At 64.1% G+C, this 21,403-nt stretch carries 24 protein-coding genes and 1 tRNA gene; 21 read left to right on the top strand and 4 right to left on the bottom strand.

Annotated features, from left to right (window positions below; all coding sequences use genetic code 11):
* Nucleotides 1-9: 9 nt before the first annotated feature.
* Nucleotides 10-318 carry an integration host factor subunit alpha gene (locus WBG56_RS02485; RefSeq protein ID WP_424264970.1) on the top strand — a complete coding sequence of 103 codons (309 nt, stop codon included), beginning with the start codon at nt 10-12 and terminating at the stop codon, nt 316-318.
* Nucleotides 315-737, top strand: a complete 423-nt coding sequence (locus tag WBG56_RS02480) for a MerR family transcriptional regulator (protein WP_424264969.1) — start codon at nt 315-317, stop codon at nt 735-737. Before WBG56_RS02485 ends, WBG56_RS02480 begins: the two co-directional genes overlap by 4 nt.
* A 6-nt stretch (nt 738-743) precedes the next feature.
* Here WBG56_RS02480 and WBG56_RS02475 read toward each other — a convergent pair whose 3' ends face one another.
* Together WBG56_RS02475 and WBG56_RS02470 are read right to left on the bottom strand one after the other, a co-directional pair.
* Nucleotides 744-1,217, bottom strand: a complete 474-nt coding sequence (locus tag WBG56_RS02475) for a hypothetical protein (RefSeq protein ID WP_424264968.1) — start codon at nt 1,215-1,217, stop codon at nt 744-746.
* Nucleotides 1,214-1,741, bottom strand: a complete 528-nt coding sequence (locus WBG56_RS02470) for a sigma factor (RefSeq protein WP_424264967.1) — start codon at nt 1,739-1,741, stop codon at nt 1,214-1,216. Before WBG56_RS02470 ends, WBG56_RS02475 begins: the two co-directional genes overlap by 4 nt.
* A gap of 115 nt (nt 1,742-1,856) precedes the next feature.
* On the opposite strand from WBG56_RS02470, the gene WBG56_RS02465 reads away from it, so the two are divergent.
* From WBG56_RS02465 to WBG56_RS02395, 15 genes are all read left to right on the top strand, one after another.
* Complete coding sequence (locus WBG56_RS02465; RefSeq protein WP_424264966.1) at nt 1,857-3,677, top strand: ABCB family ABC transporter ATP-binding protein/permease; 1,821 nt, start codon at nt 1,857-1,859, stop codon at nt 3,675-3,677.
* Between the two features lie 74 nt (nt 3,678-3,751).
* Nucleotides 3,752-4,246 carry an SUF system Fe-S cluster assembly regulator gene (locus WBG56_RS02460; RefSeq protein WP_424264965.1) on the top strand — a complete coding sequence of 165 codons (495 nt, stop codon included), beginning with the start codon at nt 3,752-3,754 and terminating at the stop codon, nt 4,244-4,246.
* Nucleotides 4,243-5,691, top strand: a complete 1,449-nt coding sequence (sufB, locus tag WBG56_RS02455) for a Fe-S cluster assembly protein SufB (protein WP_424264964.1) — start codon at nt 4,243-4,245, stop codon at nt 5,689-5,691. The genes WBG56_RS02460 and sufB overlap by 4 nt, the downstream gene beginning before the upstream one ends.
* A gap of 13 nt (nt 5,692-5,704) precedes the next feature.
* Nucleotides 5,705-6,529 carry a Fe-S cluster assembly ATPase SufC gene (gene sufC / locus WBG56_RS02450; RefSeq protein WP_424264963.1) on the top strand — a complete coding sequence of 275 codons (825 nt, stop codon included), beginning with the start codon at nt 5,705-5,707 and terminating at the stop codon, nt 6,527-6,529.
* Nucleotides 6,526-7,833 (top strand): Fe-S cluster assembly protein SufD, encoded by a 1,308-nt coding sequence (gene sufD / locus WBG56_RS02445; protein WP_424264962.1) that lies wholly within the window; start codon nt 6,526-6,528, stop codon nt 7,831-7,833. Before sufC ends, sufD begins: the two co-directional genes overlap by 4 nt.
* On the top strand, nt 7,830-9,119 hold the full coding sequence (locus tag WBG56_RS02440; RefSeq protein WP_424264961.1) for an aminotransferase class V-fold PLP-dependent enzyme: 1,290 nt from the start codon (nt 7,830-7,832) through the stop codon (nt 9,117-9,119). Before sufD ends, WBG56_RS02440 begins: the two co-directional genes overlap by 4 nt.
* Nucleotides 9,120-9,122: 3 nt before the next feature.
* On the top strand, nt 9,123-9,575 hold the full coding sequence (gene sufU, locus WBG56_RS02435) for a Fe-S cluster assembly sulfur transfer protein SufU (protein ID WP_424264960.1): 453 nt from the start codon (nt 9,123-9,125) through the stop codon (nt 9,573-9,575).
* A 23-nt stretch (nt 9,576-9,598) separates the two neighbouring features.
* Entirely contained in the window at nt 9,599-10,156 is a 558-nt protein-coding gene (gene sufT, locus WBG56_RS02430; protein ID WP_424264959.1) for a putative Fe-S cluster assembly protein SufT, read from the top strand.
* Nucleotides 10,157-10,311: 155 nt separating this feature from the next.
* A complete protein-coding gene (locus WBG56_RS02425) occupies nt 10,312-12,117 on the top strand; it encodes a GGDEF domain-containing protein (RefSeq protein WP_424264958.1) in 1,806 nt (601 codons plus the stop codon).
* Nucleotides 12,118-12,219: 102 nt separating this feature from the next.
* Nucleotides 12,220-12,296, top strand: a tRNA-Pro gene (locus WBG56_RS02420).
* 242 nt (nt 12,297-12,538) lie between these two features.
* Entirely contained in the window at nt 12,539-12,805 is a 267-nt protein-coding gene (locus WBG56_RS02415) for a hypothetical protein (protein WP_424264957.1), read from the top strand.
* 3 nt (nt 12,806-12,808) lie between these two features.
* Nucleotides 12,809-13,303, top strand: coding sequence for a YaiI/YqxD family protein (locus WBG56_RS02410; RefSeq protein WP_424264956.1), 495 nt, complete (start codon nt 12,809-12,811; stop codon nt 13,301-13,303).
* 242 nt (nt 13,304-13,545) lie between these two features.
* Nucleotides 13,546-13,866 (top strand): hypothetical protein, encoded by a 321-nt coding sequence (locus tag WBG56_RS02405; protein WP_424264955.1) that lies wholly within the window; start codon nt 13,546-13,548, stop codon nt 13,864-13,866.
* A 114-nt stretch (nt 13,867-13,980) separates the two neighbouring features.
* Nucleotides 13,981-14,988, top strand: a complete 1,008-nt coding sequence (locus WBG56_RS02400) for a BMP family protein (RefSeq protein WP_424264954.1) — start codon at nt 13,981-13,983, stop codon at nt 14,986-14,988.
* Between the two features lie 138 nt (nt 14,989-15,126).
* Complete coding sequence (locus tag WBG56_RS02395) at nt 15,127-15,480, top strand: GFA family protein (RefSeq protein WP_424264953.1); 354 nt, start codon at nt 15,127-15,129, stop codon at nt 15,478-15,480.
* A gap of 96 nt (nt 15,481-15,576) precedes the next feature.
* Here WBG56_RS02395 and WBG56_RS02390 read toward each other — a convergent pair whose 3' ends face one another.
* Both WBG56_RS02390 and WBG56_RS02385 read right to left on the bottom strand, forming a co-directional pair.
* Nucleotides 15,577-16,167: a response regulator transcription factor gene (locus tag WBG56_RS02390; RefSeq protein WP_424264952.1), complete on the bottom strand. Its 591-nt coding sequence runs from the start codon at nt 16,165-16,167 to the stop codon at nt 15,577-15,579.
* Between the two features lie 52 nt (nt 16,168-16,219).
* The gene (locus WBG56_RS02385) at nt 16,220-18,232 is read right to left on the bottom strand and encodes a PAS domain S-box protein (protein ID WP_424264951.1); all 2,013 of its coding nucleotides are present in this window, start codon (nt 18,230-18,232) and stop codon (nt 16,220-16,222) included.
* Between the two features lie 224 nt (nt 18,233-18,456).
* On the opposite strand from WBG56_RS02385, the gene WBG56_RS02380 reads away from it, so the two are divergent.
* The 4 genes from WBG56_RS02380 to WBG56_RS02365 form a co-directional block, all read left to right on the top strand.
* Nucleotides 18,457-19,449 carry a TRAP transporter substrate-binding protein gene (locus WBG56_RS02380; protein ID WP_424264950.1) on the top strand — a complete coding sequence of 331 codons (993 nt, stop codon included), beginning with the start codon at nt 18,457-18,459 and terminating at the stop codon, nt 19,447-19,449.
* Between the two features lie 63 nt (nt 19,450-19,512).
* A complete protein-coding gene (locus tag WBG56_RS02375) occupies nt 19,513-20,517 on the top strand; it encodes a TRAP transporter substrate-binding protein (RefSeq protein WP_424264949.1) in 1,005 nt (334 codons plus the stop codon).
* Nucleotides 20,518-20,662: 145 nt separating this feature from the next.
* Nucleotides 20,663-21,199, top strand: coding sequence for a TRAP transporter small permease (locus WBG56_RS02370; protein WP_424264948.1), 537 nt, complete (start codon nt 20,663-20,665; stop codon nt 21,197-21,199).
* The coding region (locus WBG56_RS02365; RefSeq protein WP_424264947.1) for a TRAP transporter large permease subunit at nt 21,196-21,403 on the top strand (208 nt) is incomplete at its 3' end. The genes WBG56_RS02370 and WBG56_RS02365, both read left to right, overlap by 4 nt.

The following is a 21,403-nucleotide window of genomic DNA, read 5'->3' as shown; positions in this document are numbered from 1 at the left end:
GGTTTTCGGGTGAATACGGATCGGACGCTGACCAAAGCCCATCTGGCCGAACTGCTGTTCGAGCAGGTGGGCCTGAACAAACGCGAAGCCAAGGACGTGGTGGACACGTTCTTTTCCGAGGTCCGCGACGCCCTGGTCCAGGGGGTCGAGGTCAAACTGTCGGGGTTCGGCAGCTTTCAGGTGCGCAACAAACCGCCGCGCCCCGGCCGCAACCCGAAAACCGGCGAGGTCATTCCGATTTCCGCCCGCCGGGTGGTCACCTTTCATGCCAGCCAGAAACTGAAGGATGGCGTTGAGGCGGCCGGAGGTCCCGCATGACACCCGTCACCCCCGCCACTGTACTGCCGCCCATTCCCGCCAAGCGCTATTTCACCATCGGCGAAGTCAGCGAATTATGCGGGGTCAAGCCGCACATCCTGCGGTACTGGGAACAGGAATTCGCCCAGTTGAAGCCGGTCAAGCGCCGGGGCAATCGCCGCTACTACCAGCATCATGAGGTGCTGCTGGTGCGTCGTATCCGCGATCTGTTGTACGAACAGGGCTTCACCATCGCCGGCGCTCGCAACCGCCTGGGCGAAGGCGGCGATGTCCCCCACGATCAGGATGCCGCCGTGCGGCTCAGCGGCGCCGAATTGCAGGCCTTGCGGGGCGACCTTCAGTCCATCCGGGACAGTCTGGGTCAGGTTCTGGGCCAGGCCCGCCCCTCGAACCAGGCCGATGGCCTGCTGAATCTGTAGGGGCGCCTAGCGCGATTCCAGGTGCAGCGGCTGCTGCACCAGCGTGCCGTCGGGGGGCGGCTTCAGGCTGGCCCAGGTCAGCAGCGCGATCACGGCCACGGCCGCGACAATGCCGATGGCCGCCAGCACGCGGCGCCAGGACAGGCGCCGGACCCGATGGGGCATGGCAGGTTCGGCGGCGGCTGTCGCGTCGTGCTCGGGTTCGTCTGCCGCCTGCCGGGGCTGGCGAGGCTCTGCCACGATGGGCGTGTCCTCCATGCCCAGTGTCGCCTGGATCTGCATCAGCAGCGCCGCAGGGGGCGCCGCAGGGGGCAGGGCGTCCGCGATTCCCAGAAAATAGGCTTCCCATTTCAAGGCGCACGCGGCCGCCGCGTCGTCGCGCGCCAGGCGGGCCTGGATGTCGCCCGCGTGCTCGGGCATGTCCAGCCCCAGGACATAGCAGGCGATTTCGTGGTCGGAATAGGAACGATGCTGTTTCATGCGTGCACGGCCTCGTCGATATGCGTCAGGACGGATTCGATGGACGCCTGGATATCGGGTTCGGACCGATCCAGCCGGTCGGCGATGCGTGCCGGGTCGCCGCCGTGCAGGTAGGCTTGCAGCAGCGCGTCGAGTTGTGGCGCGGGCAGGGCGGCCAGCACCCCCTGGATCGTGTCCGGCCTGTCGGCGCCGGGCAGCGACAGATCGGGCAGCGGCTGTTGTTCGGCCGTGGTATCGCCCGTGGCGCGCTGGCGGCGCAGGTGATCCAGGGCCCGGTAGCGCAGGATGCTGTACATCCAGGCCCGGGCGGTGCCGATGGATGCGCTGTAGCCGGCGGCATTGCGCCAGATCAGCACGAAGGCCTCGTGCAAAACCGCATCGGCCTCGTCGGTCGCGCCCAGCATCGCCAGGGCCAGCGCCCGCATGACGGGCGCCTCGTGGTGGTATAGCGTGTGAAAGGCCGCGCGATCCCCGGCTGCGCAGGCAGTCAGCTCCGCCTCGTAATCGAATACCGAAACAGTCATACAATCTTTCCGGCTTTGCCGGGTTTTCGTCAATGCTCCCTATTGTATGCGCAGCCTTCCGCTTGTCCCGATGGGCGGACGGGCAGATTGTCACCCCCGATTTCCGGACGTTTCCATGCGTTTTTCCCATACCGGCCCGGCGCCCTCGCGGCGCGACGACTGGCAGACCCTGAAGAATCTCTGGCCGTATGTGTGGGCGTTTCGCAGCCGGGTGCTGCTGGCCTTTGGCTGCATGGTCGTGGCCAAGGTCGCCAATGTCCTGACGCCGATCTATCTGAAGGACCTGATCGACGCCCTCGGGACGGCGCCGGCGTTGCTGACCGTTCCCCTGGCCGCCCTGGCGGGCTATGGCTTGGCCCGGCTGCTGACGGGCGTGTTCGGCGAGCTGCGCGATGCCCTGTTCGCCCGGGTGACGCAGGGCGCCATCCAGCAGGTGGCCAGCCAGCTGTTCGCCCATCTGCTGTCGCTGTCGCTGCGCTTTCACCTGGGGCGGCGCACCGGCGGGCTGACTCGCGACATCGAACGCGGCACCAAGGGCATCGGATTTCTGTTGAATTTCACGGTGTTCAACGTGCTGCCCACGCTGCTGGAAATCGCCATGGTGACGGGGGTGCTGCTATGGCGCTATGACTGGGTGTTTGCCGCCCTGACGCTGGCCACGATTGCGGCTTACGTGCTGTTCACCCTGCGGGTCACGGAACGACGCATGGTGTATCGGCGCACCATGAACACCCTGGACAGCCAGGCCAACGGCAAGGCCATCGATGCGCTGCTGAACTACGAAACCGTCAAGTATTTCGGCAACGAGACCTACGAAAGCCAGCGCTATGACAAGGATATGCGCAGTTGGGTGGATTCGGCCGTGCGCAATCAGGTCTCGCTGAATCTGCTGAACATGGGACAGGGCCTGATCATCACGGCGGGCATGACCGCGCTGTTGTGGCAGTCGGCGCAGGGCGTGGTCCAGGGGCGCATGACCGTGGGCGACGTGGTGCTGGTGTCGGCCTATCTGACGCAGCTGTACGCTCCCCTGAATTTCCTGGGCTTCGTCTACCGGGAAATCAAGCACGCCCTGGCCGACATGGAACGCATGTTCGATCTGCTGGCGCATCAGCAGGAAGTGGCGGATCGGCCGGACGCGGTGGCTTTGCGGGCGGATCGGGCCAGCCTGAGTTTCGAGGCGGTCGATTTCGGCTATCAACCCGACCGGCAGATTCTGCATGGCGTCAGTTTCAGCGTGCCGGCCGGGGGTTCCTTGGCCGTGGTGGGCGCGTCGGGCGCGGGCAAATCCACCTTGTCGCGCCTGCTGTTCCGCTTTTACGATCCGACCGGCGGGGCCGTGCGGATCAACGGCCTCGATGTCCGCGGCTACGCCCAGGACAGCCTGCGGGCGCACATCGGCATCGTGCCCCAGGATACGGTGCTGTTCAACGACACCATCGGCTACAACATCGCCTATGGCCGTCCCGATGCCACGCCGGAGGACGTGATCCGCGCCGCGCAGGCCGCGCACATCCACGATTTTGTCTCATCCCTGCCACAGGGCTACGATACCCCGGTGGGCGAGCGCGGGCTGAAATTGTCCGGCGGGGAAAAGCAGCGGGTCGCCATTGCCCGGGCGCTGCTGAAGTCCCCGCCCATCCTGGTGTTCGACGAGGCGACCAGCGCCCTGGACACCCGCACCGAACGGGCCATCCAGGAGCAGCTCGAGCGCATCGCCCAGGGGCGCACCACGCTGATCATCGCGCACCGCCTGTCCACCATCGTGCATGCCGACCACATCCTGGTGCTGGATGCCGGCCGGGTGGTGGAGCAGGGCACCCATGCGGCCCTGCTGGCGCAACAGGGCCGCTATGCCCGTATGTGGCAGTTGCAGCAGTCGCACGGCGAGATGGGCTCTTTCGACGGTTCTGGCTCTTCCGCGAAGGGCGATTGAAGGCCATTAGGGTTTGACCTATACCGTACCAAAGCAGTACTATTTGGTTTACCGAATTTTCCCTGGAACAGCCGATGCTGCGGATCAGCAAGATCGTCGATTACGGAATCCTTGTGCTGACGCACATGGCAGCCCGTCCGACGCACGTCTGCAGCGCCGCTGATCTGGCCGCCAGCCTGGGGCTGGGGCAGCCCGTCGTCAGCAAAGTCCTGAAGCTCCTGGCCCAGCACCGCCTGGTGTCCAGCACGCGCGGCGCCCATGGCGGCTACCGCCTGGAGCGCGCCGCCAATCAGATCAACGTGGCCGAAATCATCGATGCTCTGGAAGACCAGCCTTTCGGTCTGACGGAATGCACAGCGATGCCCGGCGCCTGCAGCGTGGAAAGCGGTTGCCATATCCGCACCCATTGGCAACGCATCAATCTGGTCGTGCGGCGCACCCTGGAATCCGTCACGCTGGCCGATATGCTGGATGAAGGCCGGCCGATTCCGGTGCCCGTGGCGTCCGCCCCCACCGTGGCCGCCGTTCGTCCCGTCCCGAATACCCCGAACTGGAGTCTGTCCAAATGAGTACTGTCAACGACAAGCTCGATTCTTTCCTCGACCGTGAATACGACGCCGGTTTCGTGACCGAAATCGAGGCCGTGACCTTTCCGAAAGGTCTGGACGAGGACGTGATCCGCCGCCTGTCCGCGGTCAAGCGCGAACCTGAATTCATGCTGGAATGGCGCTTGAAGGCCTACCGCGAATGGCTGAAGATGCCGCGCCCCAACTGGGCCAAGGTCAATTTCCCGGAACCCGATTTCCAGGACATCAGCTATTTTTCGGCCCCGAAATCCAAGAAGGACGGTCCCAAGAGCCTGGACGAAGTCGATCCGGAACTGCTGAAGACCTACGAAAAGCTGGGCGTGCCCCTGCACGAGCGGGCAAAACTCGCCGGAGTCGCGGTGGACGCCGTGTTCGATTCGGTGTCGGTGGCGACGACGTTTCGCAAGCAGCTGGCCGACGTCGGCATCATCTTCTGTTCGTTCTCGGAAGCCGTCCGATCCCACCCCGATCTGGTGCAGAAATACATGGGCACGGTCGTGCCGCCGGGCGACAACTTCTATGCGGCCCTGAATTCAGCCGTCTTTTCGGATGGGTCGTTCGTCTATATTCCCAAGGGCGTGAAATGCCCGATGGAATTGTCCACGTATTTCCGCATCAACAGCGCCGATACCGGCCAGTTCGAACGCACGCTGATCATTGCCGACGAAGGCGCCATCGTCAGCTACCTGGAAGGCTGTACGGCGCCCATGCGCGATGAAAACCAGCTGCACGCCGCCGTGGTCGAGCTGGTCGCGCTGGAGGATGCCCGCATCAAGTATTCCACGGTGCAGAACTGGTATCCCGGCGACGAAAACGGCGTGGGCGGCATTTATAACTTCGTCACCAAGCGCGGCGACTGTCGCGGGCCGCGTTCGCGGATTTCCTGGACACAGGTGGAAACCGGTTCGGCCATCACCTGGAAATATCCCAGCGTGATCCTGCGCGGCGACGATTCCACGGGTGAATTCTATTCCGTGGCGCTGTCCAACCATTACCAGCAGGCCGATACCGGCACGAAAATGGTGCACATGGGCAAGAATACCCGCAGCACCATCATCTCGAAAGGCATTTCCGCCGGCCATGGCAGCAATACCTTCCGGGGCTTGGTGCGGATGACGCCCAAAGCGGAAAACGCCCGTAATTACACGCAGTGCGATTCGCTGCTGATCGGCAAGGAATGCGCCGCGCACACCTTCCCGACCATCGAGGTGCAGAACCCCACCGCCAGCGTCGAGCACGAAGCCACGGCGTCGCGCATCGCGGAAGACCAGTTGTTCTATGCCATGCAGCGCGGCCTGTCGGCCGAGGACGCCGTGTCGATGATCGTCAACGGCTTCTGCAAGGAAGTTTTCAAGGAATTGCCCATGGAATTCGCCGTCGAAGCGCAGAATCTGCTCGGCGTGAGCCTGGAAGGCAGCGTCGGTTAAGGAAACCCATCTCATGCTGAAAATCAATGATCTGCACGCCTCGATCGAGGACAACGAAATCCTGCGTGGCCTCGACCTGGAGGTCAAGGCCGGTGAAGTCCACGCCATCATGGGCCCCAACGGCGCGGGCAAGAGCACGCTGTCGCAGGTGCTGACCGGGCGCGACGACTACAAGGTCACGGGCGGCACCGTCGAATTCATGGGCCAGAACCTGCTGGACCTGCCCGTGGAAGAACGCGCCCGCGCCGGCATCTTCCTGGCCTTCCAGTACCCGATCGAGATCCCGGGCGTCTCCAACGCCTATTTCCTGCGGGCGGCCGTCAACGCCGGCCGCCGCCATCGCGGCGAGCCCGAACTGGACGCCATGGATTTCGTCAAACGCGCCAAGGCCGAAATGAAGCTCGTGGGCATGCGTGATGAATTCCTGTACCGGTCAGTGAACGAAGGCTTTTCGGGCGGCGAAAAGAAACGCAATGAAGTCCTGCAGATGGCCTTGCTGGAACCCAGGCTGGCCATCCTGGACGAAACCGATTCCGGCCTGGACATCGACGCCCTGAAGACCGTGGCCGATGGCGTGAACCGCCTGCGTTCGCCGGATCGTGCCATGATCGTCATCACCCACTACCAGCGCCTGCTGGATTACATCGTGCCCGATTTCGTGCACGTGCTGGCCCACGGCAAGATCGTGCGCTCCGGCGGGCGTGAATTGGCGCTCGAACTCGAAGCCAAGGGCTACGGCTGGATCGAAGGGGTCAATCAAGCCCCGGCCGCCGCGCGCGCCGCCAAGCCGGCCGACGATGGCAAGAAGATCGGCGTCAAGCCGGGGGCGCGGGCATGAGCACGGATCTGCAAGCCTGGGCCGATGTCTTCGGCCAGCGGGCGGGGGACTTGCCCGGCGCCCGGTTGCCGTGGCTGGCCGGCGTGCGCCGGCAGGCCCTGGACCGTTTCATGAGCGAGGGCTGGCCCACCACCAAGATCGAGGCCTGGCGTCATACGTCGCTGTCGCCCCTGGCCGCCGCCACGTTCGCCGATGGCGGCGCCCAGCCGGTGGCCGATCTGGTCGCCGATCTGAAGGCGGGCGAGTCCGGCCATTGGCTGGTGTTCGTGGATGGCGCCTTCGACGCCGGCCTGTCGGATATCGGCGCACTGCCGGACGGCGCGCTCGCGCTGCCCTTGTCGCAGGCCTGGTCTGACCATGCCGATGCGATCCAGGCCGCCTACGGCCAGGCGGAACAAGGGCATAGCACCAGCGCCCTGAATCTGGCTCTGGCCAGCGACGGCGCCTGGATCAGCCTGGCCCGGGGCGTGGCCGTCGAGCAGCCTATCCATGTGGTCTGCGCGGCCGCCTCGCCGCAAGCGGCCCATTTTCTGCGGCACGTCATTCAGGCGGCGGCCGGCGCGCAGGCCACGGTCGTCGAACACTACGTCGGCGTGGCCCAGGCCAGCAATTTCCGCCATGCGGCCACGCGCCTGACCCTGGATCAGGACGCCCGCGTCACGCACCTGAAGCTGCAACAGGAATCGGCGCAGGCCTGGCACCTGGGGGACATCGACGCCGTGCAGTCGCGCGGCTCGTACTTCGCTTCCCATTCGGTGTCGCTGGGCGCCCGCCTGGCGCGTCACGACATCGCCACGCATTTCGCGGGCGAACGTTGCGAAACCCTGTTCAACGGCCTGTATTACGTCGATCAGCGCCGTCATGTCGATCACCACACCCTGATCGGTCACGACCAGCCGCGCTGTGTCAGCCACGAAAACTATCGCGGCATCCTGGCCGATACGGCGCATGGCGTGTTCAGCGGGCGCATCCTGGTGGCTCCCGGCGCCGATGGCACCGATGCCGTCCAGCGCAACGATAGCCTGCTGCTGTCGCGCCTGGCGAAGTCCGATTCCCGGCCGGAACTCGAAATCTACGCCGACGATGTGAAATGCGCCCACGGCGCCACGGTCGGCCAGATCGATGCCGACAGCCTGTTCTACCTGCGCACACGAGGCCTGGACGAAGCCCATGCCCGCGATATCCTGACCTATGCCTTCGCCGCCGCCAGCGTGGCCCGCATCGATACGCCGGTGCTGCGCCAGCGCATCGAATACGCCATTCGGGCCCTGCTGCCGGGCGGCATGACGCTGGAGGCCGCATGAACGCGCCCCTGAGCTCTTCCGAAACCGTGCGCCTGGCGCAATCCGATGAGACCGCCGGCGCCTTGCTGGGCGCCGACGGCCGTCCCGTGGCGGATGATTTCCCCATCCTGGCCCGGCCGGTGCGCAAGCGCCGCCTGGCCTATCTGGACAACGGCGCGACCACCCAGAAACCGCGCGCCGTCATCCAGGCCCTGGACCAGTTCTACGAACAGTCCAACGCCAACATCCATCGCGGCGTGCACTGGCTGTCCCAGCATGCCACCGATCTGTACGAACAGGCGCGGGAACAGGTGCGCGGCTTGCTGAACGCGCCCGACAGCCAGCACGTGATCTTCGCGCGCGGCACCACCGAAGCCATCAATCTGGTCGCCCAGACCTGGGGGCAGGGCCTGCGGGCGGGCGACGAGATCCTGGTCACGGGCATGGAGCACCATTCCAACATCGTGCCCTGGCAACTGCTGTGCGCCCGCACGGGCGCGGTGTTGCGGCATGCCCGCATCACAGAGACCGGCGAACTCGACCTGGCCGATTTCAAGGCGCAGCTGAACGCCCGCACCCGCCTGGTCGGGATCGCGCATGTGTCCAACGCGCTGGGCACGGTGAACCCGGTGGCCGAGCTGACCCGCCTGGCGCACGAGGCCGGCGCTCTGGTGCTGATCGACGGCGCCCAGGCTGTGGCTCATGCCACGGTGGATGTGCAGGCGCTGGATTGCGATTTCTATGCCTTTTCCGGTCACAAGATCTACGGTCCCACCGGTATCGGCGCCTTGTACGTGCGCGGCTCCATCCTTGCGGACCTGCCGCCCTGGCAGGGCGGCGGCGACATGATCCGGACCGTCAGCTTCGACGGCAGCACCTGGGCCGACGGCCCGCAGCGCTTCGAGGCCGGCACGCCCAACATCGCCGGATCCGTGGCCCTGGGCGCCGCCATTGCCTACGTGCGCGGCATCGGGCTGGACCGTATCGCGGCCCACGAATCGGCCCTGCTGGCACAGGCGACGGACGCCATGCGGTCCATCCCCGGCGTGCGCCTGATCGGCACGGCGGCGCACAAGGCCGGGATCCTGTCCTTCCTGGTGGATGGCATCCATCCGCACGATCTGGGCACGATCCTGGACACCGAAGGCGTGGCCATCCGCGCCGGACACCATTGCGCCATGCCGCTGATGTCGCACTTCGGCATTCCGGGCACGGCGCGGGCATCGTTCGCCCTGTACAACGACCTGCGCGACGTCGAAGCCCTGGTGGCCGGCGTGCGCAAGGCCCAGAAATTGTTTGGGGTGTAAAGCATGAGGGACACCGACGACGGACTGCGCGATCTCTACCAGGAAGTCATCTTCGACCACAACCGCAATCCGCGTAATTTCCATGCGATGGAGGATGCCTCGAACCGGGCCGACGGCCACAACCCCCTGTGCGGCGATCAACTGACCGTGTACGCCAAGGTGCAGGACGGCGTGGTGCAGGAAGTCAGCTTCGTCGGCCATGGCTGCGCCATCTCCACGGCATCGGCTTCGCTGATGACCGAAGCGGTGCGCGGCATGAAGATCGAAGAGGTCGACGCGCTGTTTCGCAACATCCACGCCATGCTGACCGAGGCCCACCCGGATTGCGATCTGGGCAAGCTGGAAGTCCTGTCCGGGGTGCGCGAATTCCCCTCGCGGGTGAAATGCGCCACCTTGGCCTGGCACACCCTGCACAACGCCATTGTCCAGGCGCAGGATACGGCCGTCACCGAATAACGCGATGAACCAGAGGTAACATCATGAGTTTCAATCGTCAGGAAGTGATCGTGAACCGGGATTGCCCGGCGGTCACTGTGCCTTACGGCTCGCCCGTCACCATCGAGGCCGGCTGCGAAGCCGTCATCACCCAGCAGTTGGGCGGCACCTACACCGTCATGGTGGAAGGCAACCTATACCGCATCGAGGGCGCCGATGGCGACGCCCTGGGCTTCGAGCCCACAGAAGACGTCAAGCATGTCCATGAAGGTCCGGCGACTCTGGAATCCGTCGAGGAAGCCGCCTGGACCATGCTGTCCACCTGCTACGACCCGGAGATTCCGGTGGACATCGTCAACCTGGGCCTGGTCTACGAATGCAAGGTGCTGCCCGCCAGCACGCCCGATCGTTTCCGCATCGAAATCAAGATGACGCTGACAGCGGCGGGTTGCGGCATGGGCACCATGATCGCCGATGAGGCGCGCAACAAGCTGCTGAACATCGAAGGCGTGGACGAAGCCACCGTCGACCTGGTCTGGGACCCGCCCTGGAGCCGGGAAATGATCAGCGAGCCGGCCAAGCTGCAACTGGGCTTGCTGTAGGGCTTGCGCTTGACGGTTACCCTGTTTTTTTATCGTGCGGGCAGACGCGACGGGTTCATCTTTGTGTCATGAACATCGTGTAATGTGTGTGCCACGTCGTTTTGCTGATGTTTCCCATGCGTTGTTTTCCGGAATCCGGGCCGCACGAATCACCGATGACTGATCCGGACTCTCAAGAAGGGAGGGGCGACGTCGCCGCGCAGCTGCTCCAGGGTGAATTGAGCGCCGTCTTTCAGCCGATTTTGTGGGCGCGGGAAGGCGCGCTCCTGGGATTCGAAGGCTTGATCCGCGGGCCGAGCGACCATCCCCTGCACACGCCGGATCGCCTGTTCGAGGCCGCCCGCGCGCGCAGCCTGGATATCGCGCTTGAACTTCGCTGCTGCCGCATCGTGATCCAGCGCTTCGCCGCCTTGCGGCTGCCCGGCAACCTGTTCGTGAATCTCAGCCCGACGGCTTTGCTCCACGCGGCTGGAGGGGCGCTGGACCTGATCGGCTTGCTGGCGGCGTGCGGCCTGCCGACCAGCCGCCTGGTCATTGAACTGACTGAACAGGATCAGGGGCGGGCTCCGGGGGATCTGCTTCCTGTGATCACCCGGCTCAGGGCGCGGGACATCCGTTTCGCCATCGATGACCTGGGTTCGGGTCTTTCGAACCTGGGGCGCTGGCTGGCCTTGCGGCCCGAGTTCATCAAGACCGATAAAACCTTCACGGCCGGGATTCAGCACGACGTGCTGCGTCAGCAGATTCTGCGTTCGGTCAGCGACATCGCCACCGTCGCCGGCGCCGTCGTCGTCGCCGAGGGCGTCGAAACATTGGATGAACTGGCGTGCGTGGTGGACCTGGGCGTCGCCTGCGCGCAAGGATATTGCATCGACCATCCCGCAGCGGAGCCCGCCCGGACACTGTGGCCTGAATTGATGCTCAGCCTGGCGGAACTCCGGCGGGCGGACACGCAGGACGGTCTGGAATCCAGTCCGGCCCATGACGGCGCGGAGGGCCGCGCCTTGCGCTTGCTGCGCCGCGTGCCCAGCGTGTCCCCCGTCATGCCCAACGAGACGGTATTCAGCCTGTTTCGCCACCATCCTGAATTGCATACCATTCCGGTGGTGGATGAGGATGTTCCGGTGGGGGTCTTGACCCGGGCCAGCCTGGTCGAGCGGTTTTCACTGCCGTACCAGCGGGAATTGTACGGCCCCAAGCCCTGCAGCCTGTTCATGGACAGCAAGCCCTTGATCGTGGACATGCACACGCCGCTGCTGACGCTCAGCCGCTGGCTGGCCGAGGCCGAAGGCCACGCGCTGGCGACGGATTTCGTCATCACGGCCCGGGGGCAGTATCTGGGCATCGGGTCCAGCCAGGATTTGTTGCAGGCGCTGAACCGCCTGCAGCTTCGAGCGGCGCGTCATGCCAATCCGCTCACCCAGCTGCCCGGCAATGTCCCCATCGACCGGCAGATTCAGCGCTATCTGGCCAGCGGCCGGAAATTTGCCGTCTGCCATGCCGATCTGGATCATTTCAAGCCCTTCAACGATGTGTTCGGCTATCGCCTTGGGGACGATGTCATCCGGCTGCTGAGCCGGGTGCTGTCGCAGCAGGTGGATGAGCGTCAGGACTTTCTGGGTCACATCGGCGGCGACGATTTCATCGTGCTGTTCCGCTGCGCCGACTGGCAGCAGCGTTGTCGCAGCATGATCGAGTCCTTCAGTCAGGGCATGATTCAGCTGATGGTGGAGGCAGGGCGGGGCGACATCCAGGGCTACGTGGCCGAGGACCGCCAGGGCCAACTCCGGCATTATGAGCTGCCCGCGCTGTCCCTGGGAGTGGTGCCGGTCGAGCCTGGCGTCTATCATTCGCGCCATCAGGTCGCGCAAGCCGCCGGCGAAGCCAAATCCCAGGCGAAGAAGCGGCCCGGTCCCGCCTTGTTCATCGAGCGGCGAGCACCGATTGGCGCGGCTGCCTGATCCGGGTCCGAGGAGACGGATCGGGGGCGGGCCGACGTCTTTGGTGAATTCACTTTGGCCGCCTGCAGACCTGTGAATTTCTATGCTAGAATCACGTTCTTTCGGGGCGTAGCGCAGCCTGGTAGCGCACTTGCATGGGGTGCAAGGGGTCGCGAGTTCGAATCCCGCCGTCCCGACCAGCATTACCAAGGGCTTACAGAGGTTTCTCTGTAAGCCCTTGCTCTTTTCATGGGGGCCGTGCCCTACAGGCGCCCTGGATTTCCCCGTCCCGGTACGGGGCCAGCTACCGCAGGTACGTCATCATTGATGAAGTGCTGTTTATCGCCACCTGAATTGACCCGGTCAAAACTTGCTCAGGTGATATCTTCTATAACGCTGTCTGCCAAGTTTGCCGTCGGCGGATCACTACGCTGAGCTCTCCATGAAAAAAACCGATCTCGACAAGCAGAAAGCCCTGAAGCTCATGGGCAAGCTCAATGCCGCCATCCCGCCGGATCGCTTTGCCGGCGCCGCGTCTGCTGTGGATCGCCGCGAACAGCGTCGCCTGGATCGAGCTGCTGGCCTGGTGTCCTTTCCCGTCAAGCTGCGCCAGCCATTGATCACGGCCTTGAACGTCAAGGCGCAGGCGGATGGCGTCAGCGTCAACGAGCTGGTGAACGTGCTGCTGGCCGAAGCGTTGAAGGGCTAGTCCGTGAACATATGGGTCGATGCTGACGCCTGTCCTGCCGTCATCAAGGACATCCTGTATCGGGCCGCGCAGCGATCGCAGCGGACACTCACCCTGGTAGCCAATCAGATGTTGCGCACGCCGCCATCGCCTTTGATCCGGGCCGTCCAGGTGCCGCGCGGGTTTGATGTGGCGGACGCCTATATCGTCGAACACGCCTCTACCGGCGATCTCGTCATCACCGCGGATATTCCCTTGGCAAGCGAAGCCCTGGGCAAGGGGATGCTGGTGCTGAGCCCGCGTGGCGAGCGCTATACCGCCGATAGCATCAGTGAGCGCTTGTCGATACGAGACATGATGGAAGAGTTGCGTAGCGCAGGCGTCGATACCGGCGGGCCGGCGACTTTCAGCCAGGCGGACAGGCGCGCATTTGCCAATGCCCTGGACCAGATATTGCAGAAGGCGCGGCGGGAAGACGGCGCCGGTCGGGGGAAAGTGCCGCCTCTCTCAACGTCCTGACGGCGCGCTCATCCGTGCCGCTTTGCTGCGAGCACCTATAAAACGAGCAGTCCAGCCAGGGCTGCCGCTTTTCCCACCAAGCCGGCATCTGCCGCAGGTTGCTCAAGGTGACCGATGATTTGCATGCCGCCACGCCCGCCCATCCCAGTCAAAGCGGGCGATGGTCATGGTTTTCCTTGAGGGATTTTTAGGGGTGGTCGGGCTTAGAATCAGCCGGTGCGATTTGAAACATTGGGGGTGCCATGCAGATCAACAAAACTGAAAAATCGTCGGCAGGAAAAGCGGGTGACCTGCGCGCGAAATTTCCTGGGCAGCCGGAAACACAGATCGATGACCAAGGGAGATTGGTCGTTCAGATAACCGCCTGGGTTCCGAATGGGAAAGATGGTGCGGATCAGCACCAGGTGGCGCTGACGGACGGCGACATCGAAAGGCTGCTGACCTGCCTTGCGAACCCGCGCGATGCGGATACCGCAAAGGTTGTCAGCAAGCTCATGAAAGCGAACCTTAGAAATGCGCTTCGCCTGGTTGCGCTGGGCTCGGGAACTGCCCTGGTGGACTAGCGGGTCGCACCATGTCCGTCTTCGTATGCGTTTCATACGGGAATGCGCATATTCCCGGAAGCCTTCTTTGCTAAAGTCTTCGAAGGTTCAATGAAACCGGAAAACGGAGACGACATGATGAATCACACTCGGCGGCGCCTCTTGACGGCGATCCCCCTGGCTTCCCTGGCCGCTTGCGCGCCCCTTAAAGGCTCCGGTGGCGCAACCAGGGTATCGGCGCTGTTTTGCGGCCAGATCAATGATGGCGGTTTCATGCAGGCCGGTTATCAGGGGCTGATGCTGGCCAAGCGAAAGCTCGGGGTCCAGACGGCCTACGTCGACAAAATCCCCAACGAAACCAGCGCGCAAGTCGTGGCGCTTCGGGGATTGGCGCAGGCGCGTCCCGCGCTCGTCATCGCGCATGGCGGGCAGAACAACAAGGCAGCGGAGCAGGTCGCCGCCGAGTTCCCGGACATTCTTTTTGTCGTGACGCAGGGCCATGTGACCGGCGCGAATCTGTCCAGCTACGATGTGCTTCAAGAGGAATCGGCGTGGCTGGCTGGCGCGTATGCAGCCATGATGACGCGCACCGGCGTGGTGGCTCATCAATCCGGCATCCGCGTCCCGCCGGGTCTGCGCGGGCGCGCCGCGTATGCGGATGGCGTCCGTACAGCCAATCCGAAGGTGCGCCTGCTGACCAATTTTTCTGGGAATCAGGATGATGCCGCCTTGGCGGACCGGGTCACGCGGGCGCAGGCGAAGCAGGGGGCCGATATCATCTTCACCATGCTGAACGCCGGCCGGTCGGGGACCACCGAGGCCTGTCGCGCCCTGGGCATTCACGAGATCGGCAATGTGGCGGATTGGGTGGCCAGGGATCCCCAGGTGTTCATCGCGTCGGCCTATGCCGACGTCGGCATCGGGGTGTTCGCTGCGGTGGATGATTTTGTCCAGAAGCGCTTCAGGCCCGGGAGCATCTCCAAGGTCGGCCTGCAGAACGATCAGGCGGTGCGCTTGATCATGGCAGACGACACGCCCCAGGCTGTCCGGCAGAAAATTGAAGACTTCCGGCAGCAGATCCTGAGCGGGCGGATCCAGGTCAAGACGGATTATTCGGGCCCCGAGTTCAAGATCCAGTTGTGACATCAGTCCCCGGGCGGGGGCCCGTATGGGCCCGCCTGCGCCGGGCGTGGGGATGGATCGCTTGGTGTGGAATTCCCGCATGTCCGCCAGACAGCGATTATCATGTTTGGCTCAATAGCCTCATTCCCAGGAGACATCATGTCCTTCCAAGGCCAGTGCCACTGCGGTGCCGTCAAATTTTCCGTGGATGCGCCCCTGCCGACGCAGGCGGTGAGCTGCAATTGTTCCCATTGCCGCGCCAAGGGCTTTCTGCTGGCGTTTTTTCCCGCGGAAAAGTTCAGTCTGACGCAAGGCCAGGATTCGCTGCGCAGCTACCGTTTCAACACTCACCAGATCGAGCATCAGTTCTGCGCCGTGTGCGGAACCCAGGCCTTCGCCTTGGGTGCGTTGCCCGATGGCACGCTTTCACGCGCGGTCAATCTGCGCTGCGTCCCGCAGGCGGATCTGGACGCGCTCGATCTGACCCGCTACGACGGGGCGAACCTCCGCTAGGGATGCTCGGGGCGGGCCGCGCAGAGGGCGAGCATGGCGGCTACCGGGCTGGCTGATGGCCAGGCCCGCTGTGCGCGGACCGCCCTCGACCGTCGGCTATTTCAGCAGCCGCGCCAGTTCGACGGCGGTGCGCACGTGCATCTTTGTCAGGATGTGCGACCGGTGCACTTCCACCGTGCGCATGCTGATGCCCATCATGTCGGCGATCACCTTGTTCATCTTGCCTTCCAGGATCAGGTCCATGACCTCGCGTTCACGCGACGACAGAGCGGCCAGGCGCGCCTGCACCAGCGCCTGGTCCCCGGCGTCCAGCGATGCTTGCAGCGCTTCCTGCACCCGGTCCATCAGCTTGTTGTCGTTGAACGGCTTCTCGAAGAAATCGAATGCCCCGCGCTTCAGGCTGTCGACCGCCATCGGCACGTCGCCGTGGCCTGTCAGGAAGATGACCGGCATGCGCCGGGTCAGCCCCCGCGCCGCCAGGGTGTCGAACAGCAGCGCGCCGCTCATGTCGGGCATCCGCATGTCCAGCAGCAGGCAGTCCCCCTCGGGGCTGAAGACGTGGTCCGCTTCCAGCATGTCGAGAAAGGCCTGGGCGCAGTCGTAGCCTGAGGCGTTGATCCGGCGCGACTCAGCCAGCCAGATCAGTGAATCCCGTATTGCTTCTTCATCGTCGACGATGTGTAGCACCTTGCTGTCTCCCTCCTCTGGGCGTGTCCGGCCCATGAGCGGCCCGGCAACCCTATTTTTTCATGTTTTCGGCGGCGGTGGCCACGGACAGCGAGAAGCGGAAGACGGTGCCTCCGCCGGGCTGGTCCGCGTAGGCCAGGGCGCTGCCGTGAAACTCGACGACGGTGCGGCAGATCTTCAGGCCCATGCCCATGCCATCTGACTTAGTGGAAAAGAAGGGCGAGAACAGGCGGTCCCGGGCATGCGGCGGAATGCCGCATCCGCGATCAGCCACGCTGATGGTAACACTGCCCGGCACAAGCGGGTCCGCGTTGGCGCCGATGTGCAGGACGCGGCGTTCGGGCTCCACGTCCCGCATGGACTCGATGGCGTTGCGGGTCAGGTTGAGCAGCACCTGCTCCAGCATCATCGGATCGGCCAGCACGGCCGGCGTGTCCGGCCCGATGTCGGCCTTGATCGTGATGAAGTGCTGGCTGGCCTGCAGTTCCGCCAGTTGGACCACGTCCGCGATCAGGGCGGGGAGTTGCACCGTTTCCAGATGCGGTTCGCGCCGCTTGGCGAATGTGTGGACGCTGCGGATGACGTGCCCCGCGCGCTGCGCCTGGGCATTGGCTTTTTCCAGAGCGCCCCGGATGCGCTCCAGGCCCGCATCGTCCGGACGCGCGGCGGGGTCGCTCAGCAGGTTCAGGGCGCCGGTCGTGTAGCTTGTGATGGCGGCCAGCGGCTGGTTCAGTTCGTGAGCCAATGTCGATGCGATTTCTCCCATGGTCACCATTCTGGCGCTGGCCTGGAGTTTTTCCTGTTGGCGCCGGTTCAGTTCCTCGAATCGCTTGCGGTCGGAAATATCCAGGATGGAGCTCATCCAGCCGGTCTGCCGGCCGCTTTCGTCGACCAGCGCCGATTCATAGACCAGCACGGGGAAGCGTTCGGTGCGGTTGCGCAGGAACAGCGTTTCGAAACCATGGGGGCTGATCATGCCCGCCATGCGCTGCGTGAAGCGCTCCTGGTATTCCGTCAAGACTTCCGGCGCCCAATAGGGCATGGGAGGCGAGCAGCCGATCAAGGATTCGGCCGACATGCCGACCATGCGGCAGAACGCGGGGTTGACGTAGGTGATCTTGCCGTTCAGGTCGTACACCCGCAACCCGGTCACCAGCGAGTCCTCCATCGCGGTGCGAAAAGCGATCTGTTCGCGCAATGCCCGCTCGACGGCCATCCGGCGGTTGATGTCGCGCCACAGGGCGGCCAGGCTCCAGAGCAGGCCCAGCGTCAAGGCGACGATGACGATGACCAGCAGATTGGACAGCAGGTTCGGGGCTCCCTTGACGCTGTCGGTTCGCAGCGTGATGTCCGCGTAGGGCAGGTTCAGGTCGTGCGCGTAGGTGTACACGCCCCGTCCGACCCCGCCCGCCGTGCGCTGCCCGAGCGCATTCTCGTGACGGTCCGTCAGGCGGACTTCGTTCTTCTGGGCGAACCACCAGGGCACCATCTGTTCCAGGATTCCGGTCAGGGAGTAGGTGGCGATCACGCAGCCGATGTAGCGCCCGTCCTGGTGAATGGGGAAGAGATAGTCCATCAGGGCGGGGCGCTGCGTGCCTTCGGGCGGGTTCGGCTGGGTGTATTCCGGCGTGCCGGTGCTGCGCACGCGCTCCAGCTTCAGGCGCAGCGACTCGGGCAGATCTTCCGGGGAAAGAAGGTCTTTATGGTCGGATGCCGTCCCCTTGCCATCGGCATCGACCCAGGCGATGCGGGTCAGTTCAGGGTGGGTTCGCTGCAGAAAGCGCATCCGGTCCTGCAGTTTTCCGCCCGTCAGGCGGCCGGCGGCGATGGCATTGGCCAGTGAGCGGATATCGTCTTCGTTGCGCCCCAGCTGGAAGCGGATGGTCTGCTCGACCCACAGCGTGTCGGCGATCAATTGTTCCTGGCGCTCTGTGGATTCCATCTGCTGCGCCTGGCGCGGCAGCCAGATGACGGTGGTCAGGAACAAGAGCGCGCACAAGATCGGCACCAGCCATTGCCAGGTGCGTCGGTGGACAAGCGGAGCGTAGGACAGGAAGGGACTCATGCGCGGCGGGCGGCAGGCCATCTGCCCCCTGGTGACGGGAGGGCGGGGGCGGCGTGGCGAAATTTATTCCGCCTCCAGTGTAGCTGAGCGGCATAGGGCGAAGACGCGCCGTCTTGCGGGCCGGATTGTGGATTTCCACAGTTGAAACGCGTGCCGTGCTTGCAGACAATGGCGGCGTATTTTTCGACTCCCCTGACTTCAAGATTCCGGATACCGCTCAAGCAATGAAGCTGTTGGCTCTCCTGTTCTCCTGTGCGCTGGTGTGTTCCCAGGTCGCCTATGCGCGCCAGGAGCCCATCCTGATCCGGTTCAGCCACGTGGTTGCCGCGGATACGCCCAAGGGCAAGGCGGCGGAACGCTTCCGGCAGCTTGCCGAACAGGCCACGGAAGGCCGCGTCCGCGTGCGGATCTACCCCAATAGCGAGCTCTATCGGGATCGGGAGGAACTGGAAGCCCTGCAGCTGGGCGCCGTTGAAATGATCGCGCCGTCCCTGTCCAAGTTCGGGCCGCTGGGCGCGCGCGAGTTTCAGGTGTTCGATCTGCCGTTCATGTTCCCCGACAAGGCCGCCTTGCACCGGATCACGGACGGGCCGATCGGCGAGGGCATGCTGCAGCGCCTGCGGCTCAAGGGCGTCATCGGCCTGGCATTCTGGGATAACGGCTTCAAGTCCTTTTCCGCCAATCGCCCGGTGCGCGTGCCTTCCGATCTCGCGGGCTTGCGGATGCGGATCCAGCCGTCCAGGGTGCTGGATGCCCAGATGAGAGCGCTGGGCGCCCAGCCGATGACCTTGCGGTTCGGCGAGGTCTACGACGCGCTGGCGGCCGGCGTGGTGGACGGCACCGAGAATCCGCCCTCCAATTTCTACACGCAGGGCATGCAGGACGTGCAATCGCACTTCACCGTCTCCAATCATGGCTACCTGGGGTATGCCGTGATCGTGAATAGAAAATTCTGGGAAGGGCTGCCTCCCGACATACGCCGGGAACTCGAAGGCGCAATGCGGGAAGCGACGCGTTACGCCAGTTCGATCGCGCAGGAAGAAAACGATCGGGCCTTGGAGGCCATCCGCGAGTCCGGAAGAACCCAGGTCGATGTCCTGACGGAGCCCGAGCGCGAGGCCTGGAAAAAGGCCCTGGCGGGCGTCAGCGTCGATATGGAAGCCCATATCGGCGCGCAACTGATTTCCGATATCCGCCGCGCGATTGCAGCGCCTTGAGCAATCCATACGATGATCCAGTTTTCCCCCCCTGTCATTTTCATAAAACAAGGAGACCTTCCTATGAGCATCCGTATCCCTTTCGTCAAAACGCTGGGCGTGTGCCTCGCCCTGGCTTTCTCCTCGGCGGCGCTGGCCGCCGACAAGCCTGTCGTCATCAAGTTCAGCCACGTCGTGGCTGAAAATACGCCCAAGGGCCAGGGCGCCCTGAAGTTCAAGGAACTGGCCGAAGCCGCCTTGCCCGGCAAGGTGCAAGTGCAGGTGTTCCCCAATTCGCAGCTGTTTGGCGACGGCAAGGAAATGGAAGCCCTGCTGCTGGGCGACGTCCAGATCATCGCCCCGTCCCTGGCCAAGTTCGACCGCTACACCAAGAAGCTGCAGGTCTTCGATCTGCCCTTCATGTTTGACGACGTGGCCGCCCTGGACCGCTTCCAGGCCAGCCCGGCCGGCCACGAGCTGCTCGATTCCATGAAGTCCAAGGGCATCCAGGGCCTGGCTTACTGGCACAACGGCATGAAGCAGATGTCCACCAACAAGGACACGCTGGTTCGTCCGGAAGACATCAAAGGCCTGAAGTTCCGCATCCAGTCCTCCGACGTGCTGGAGGCCCAGTTCCGCCAGCTGGGCGCCAACCCGCAGAAACTCGCCTTCTCCGAGGTCTACCAGGCCTTGCAGACCGGCGTGGTGGATGGGGCCGAAAACCCCTGGTCGAACATCTACTCGCAAAAGCTCCATGAAGTGCAGAAGACCATCGCCGTCACGAATCACGGCGCGCTGGACTACATGGTCATCACCAATTCCGGCTGGTGGGACGGCTTGCCCCAGGACGTCCGCGATGCGCTGAAGACCGCCATGGCAGGCGCCACGGAACACGCCAACAAGCTGGCCTCCGAGATCAACGATCGCGACCAGAAGCGCATCGCCGACGCCGGCAAGGCCAAGATCCAGCCCCTGACCAAGCGGGATGTCGCCGCATGGCGCGAGGCTGTCCGGCCCGTCTGGACGAAGTTCTCGAGCCAGATCGGCGAAGATCTGATCGCGAAGGCCCGGGCGTCCAACGAGAATTGATGATCGGGCCTCGGCGTCAGCGGCATGAGTCGCTGACGCCGAGGCGCATCGCGCGCCCGGTCCTGCGGCCGGGCGCGCCATCGTATCGCTCTCGCAGCTGCCTTTCCGCAGCTGCTTCCCATCCCGACTCAAGGATTTCCTTACCATGTTGAAAAACTGGCTGGAACACATCGAGGAAGGCCTGATCGCTTTCCTGCTGGCGGCAATGACTGTGGTGACATTCGCCCAGGTCGTCGCCCGCTACGTCTTCAACTACAGCTTCGTCTGGGCGCTCGAACTGACGATGTACTTCTTCGGCGCCCTGATCTTCCTGGGCATCTCCTACGGCGTGCGCGTGGGCGCGCACATCGGCGTGGACGCCTTCGTGCGCCTGCTCGCCCCGCGCCCCGCCCGCTACCTGGCCATCGTCAGCACGCTGCTGTGCCTCGTCTACGCCGCCATCGTGCTCTACGGCAGCTGGATCTACGTCAGCAAGATCCACATGATCGGCATCATGGCCCAGGACCTGCCCATCCCCCAGTGGGTCCCGCGCCTGGTCATGCCCGTGGGCTTTCTGCTGTTGATCTACCGATTCGGCGAGGTGCTCTGGCATCTGCTCCAGGGCGATCACGCCTCCCTGCTGGGCGATGAAGTCGCCGACGCCATGAAATACCGCAGCGACGACACCGGAGACCAAAAATGACAACTACCGCTCTGTTCATCCTGCTGTTCCTGTTCATGTTCATGGGGATGCCCGTGGCCGTGGCCCTGGGCCTGTCCTCGCTCCTGACCATCATGGCCTTCGGCACCGACTCGCTGGCCTCGCTCTCGCTCAAGCTCTACGAGACCTCCGAGCACTTCACGCTCATGGCCATCCCCTTCTTCATCCTGGCCGGGGCCTTCATGA

Origin of the sequence: Castellaniella sp. (assembly GCF_049671645.1) — a bacterium.
GTDB lineage: Bacteria > Pseudomonadota > Gammaproteobacteria > Burkholderiales > Burkholderiaceae_B > Castellaniella.
This window is presented reverse-complemented; position numbering and strand designations above follow the sequence as displayed.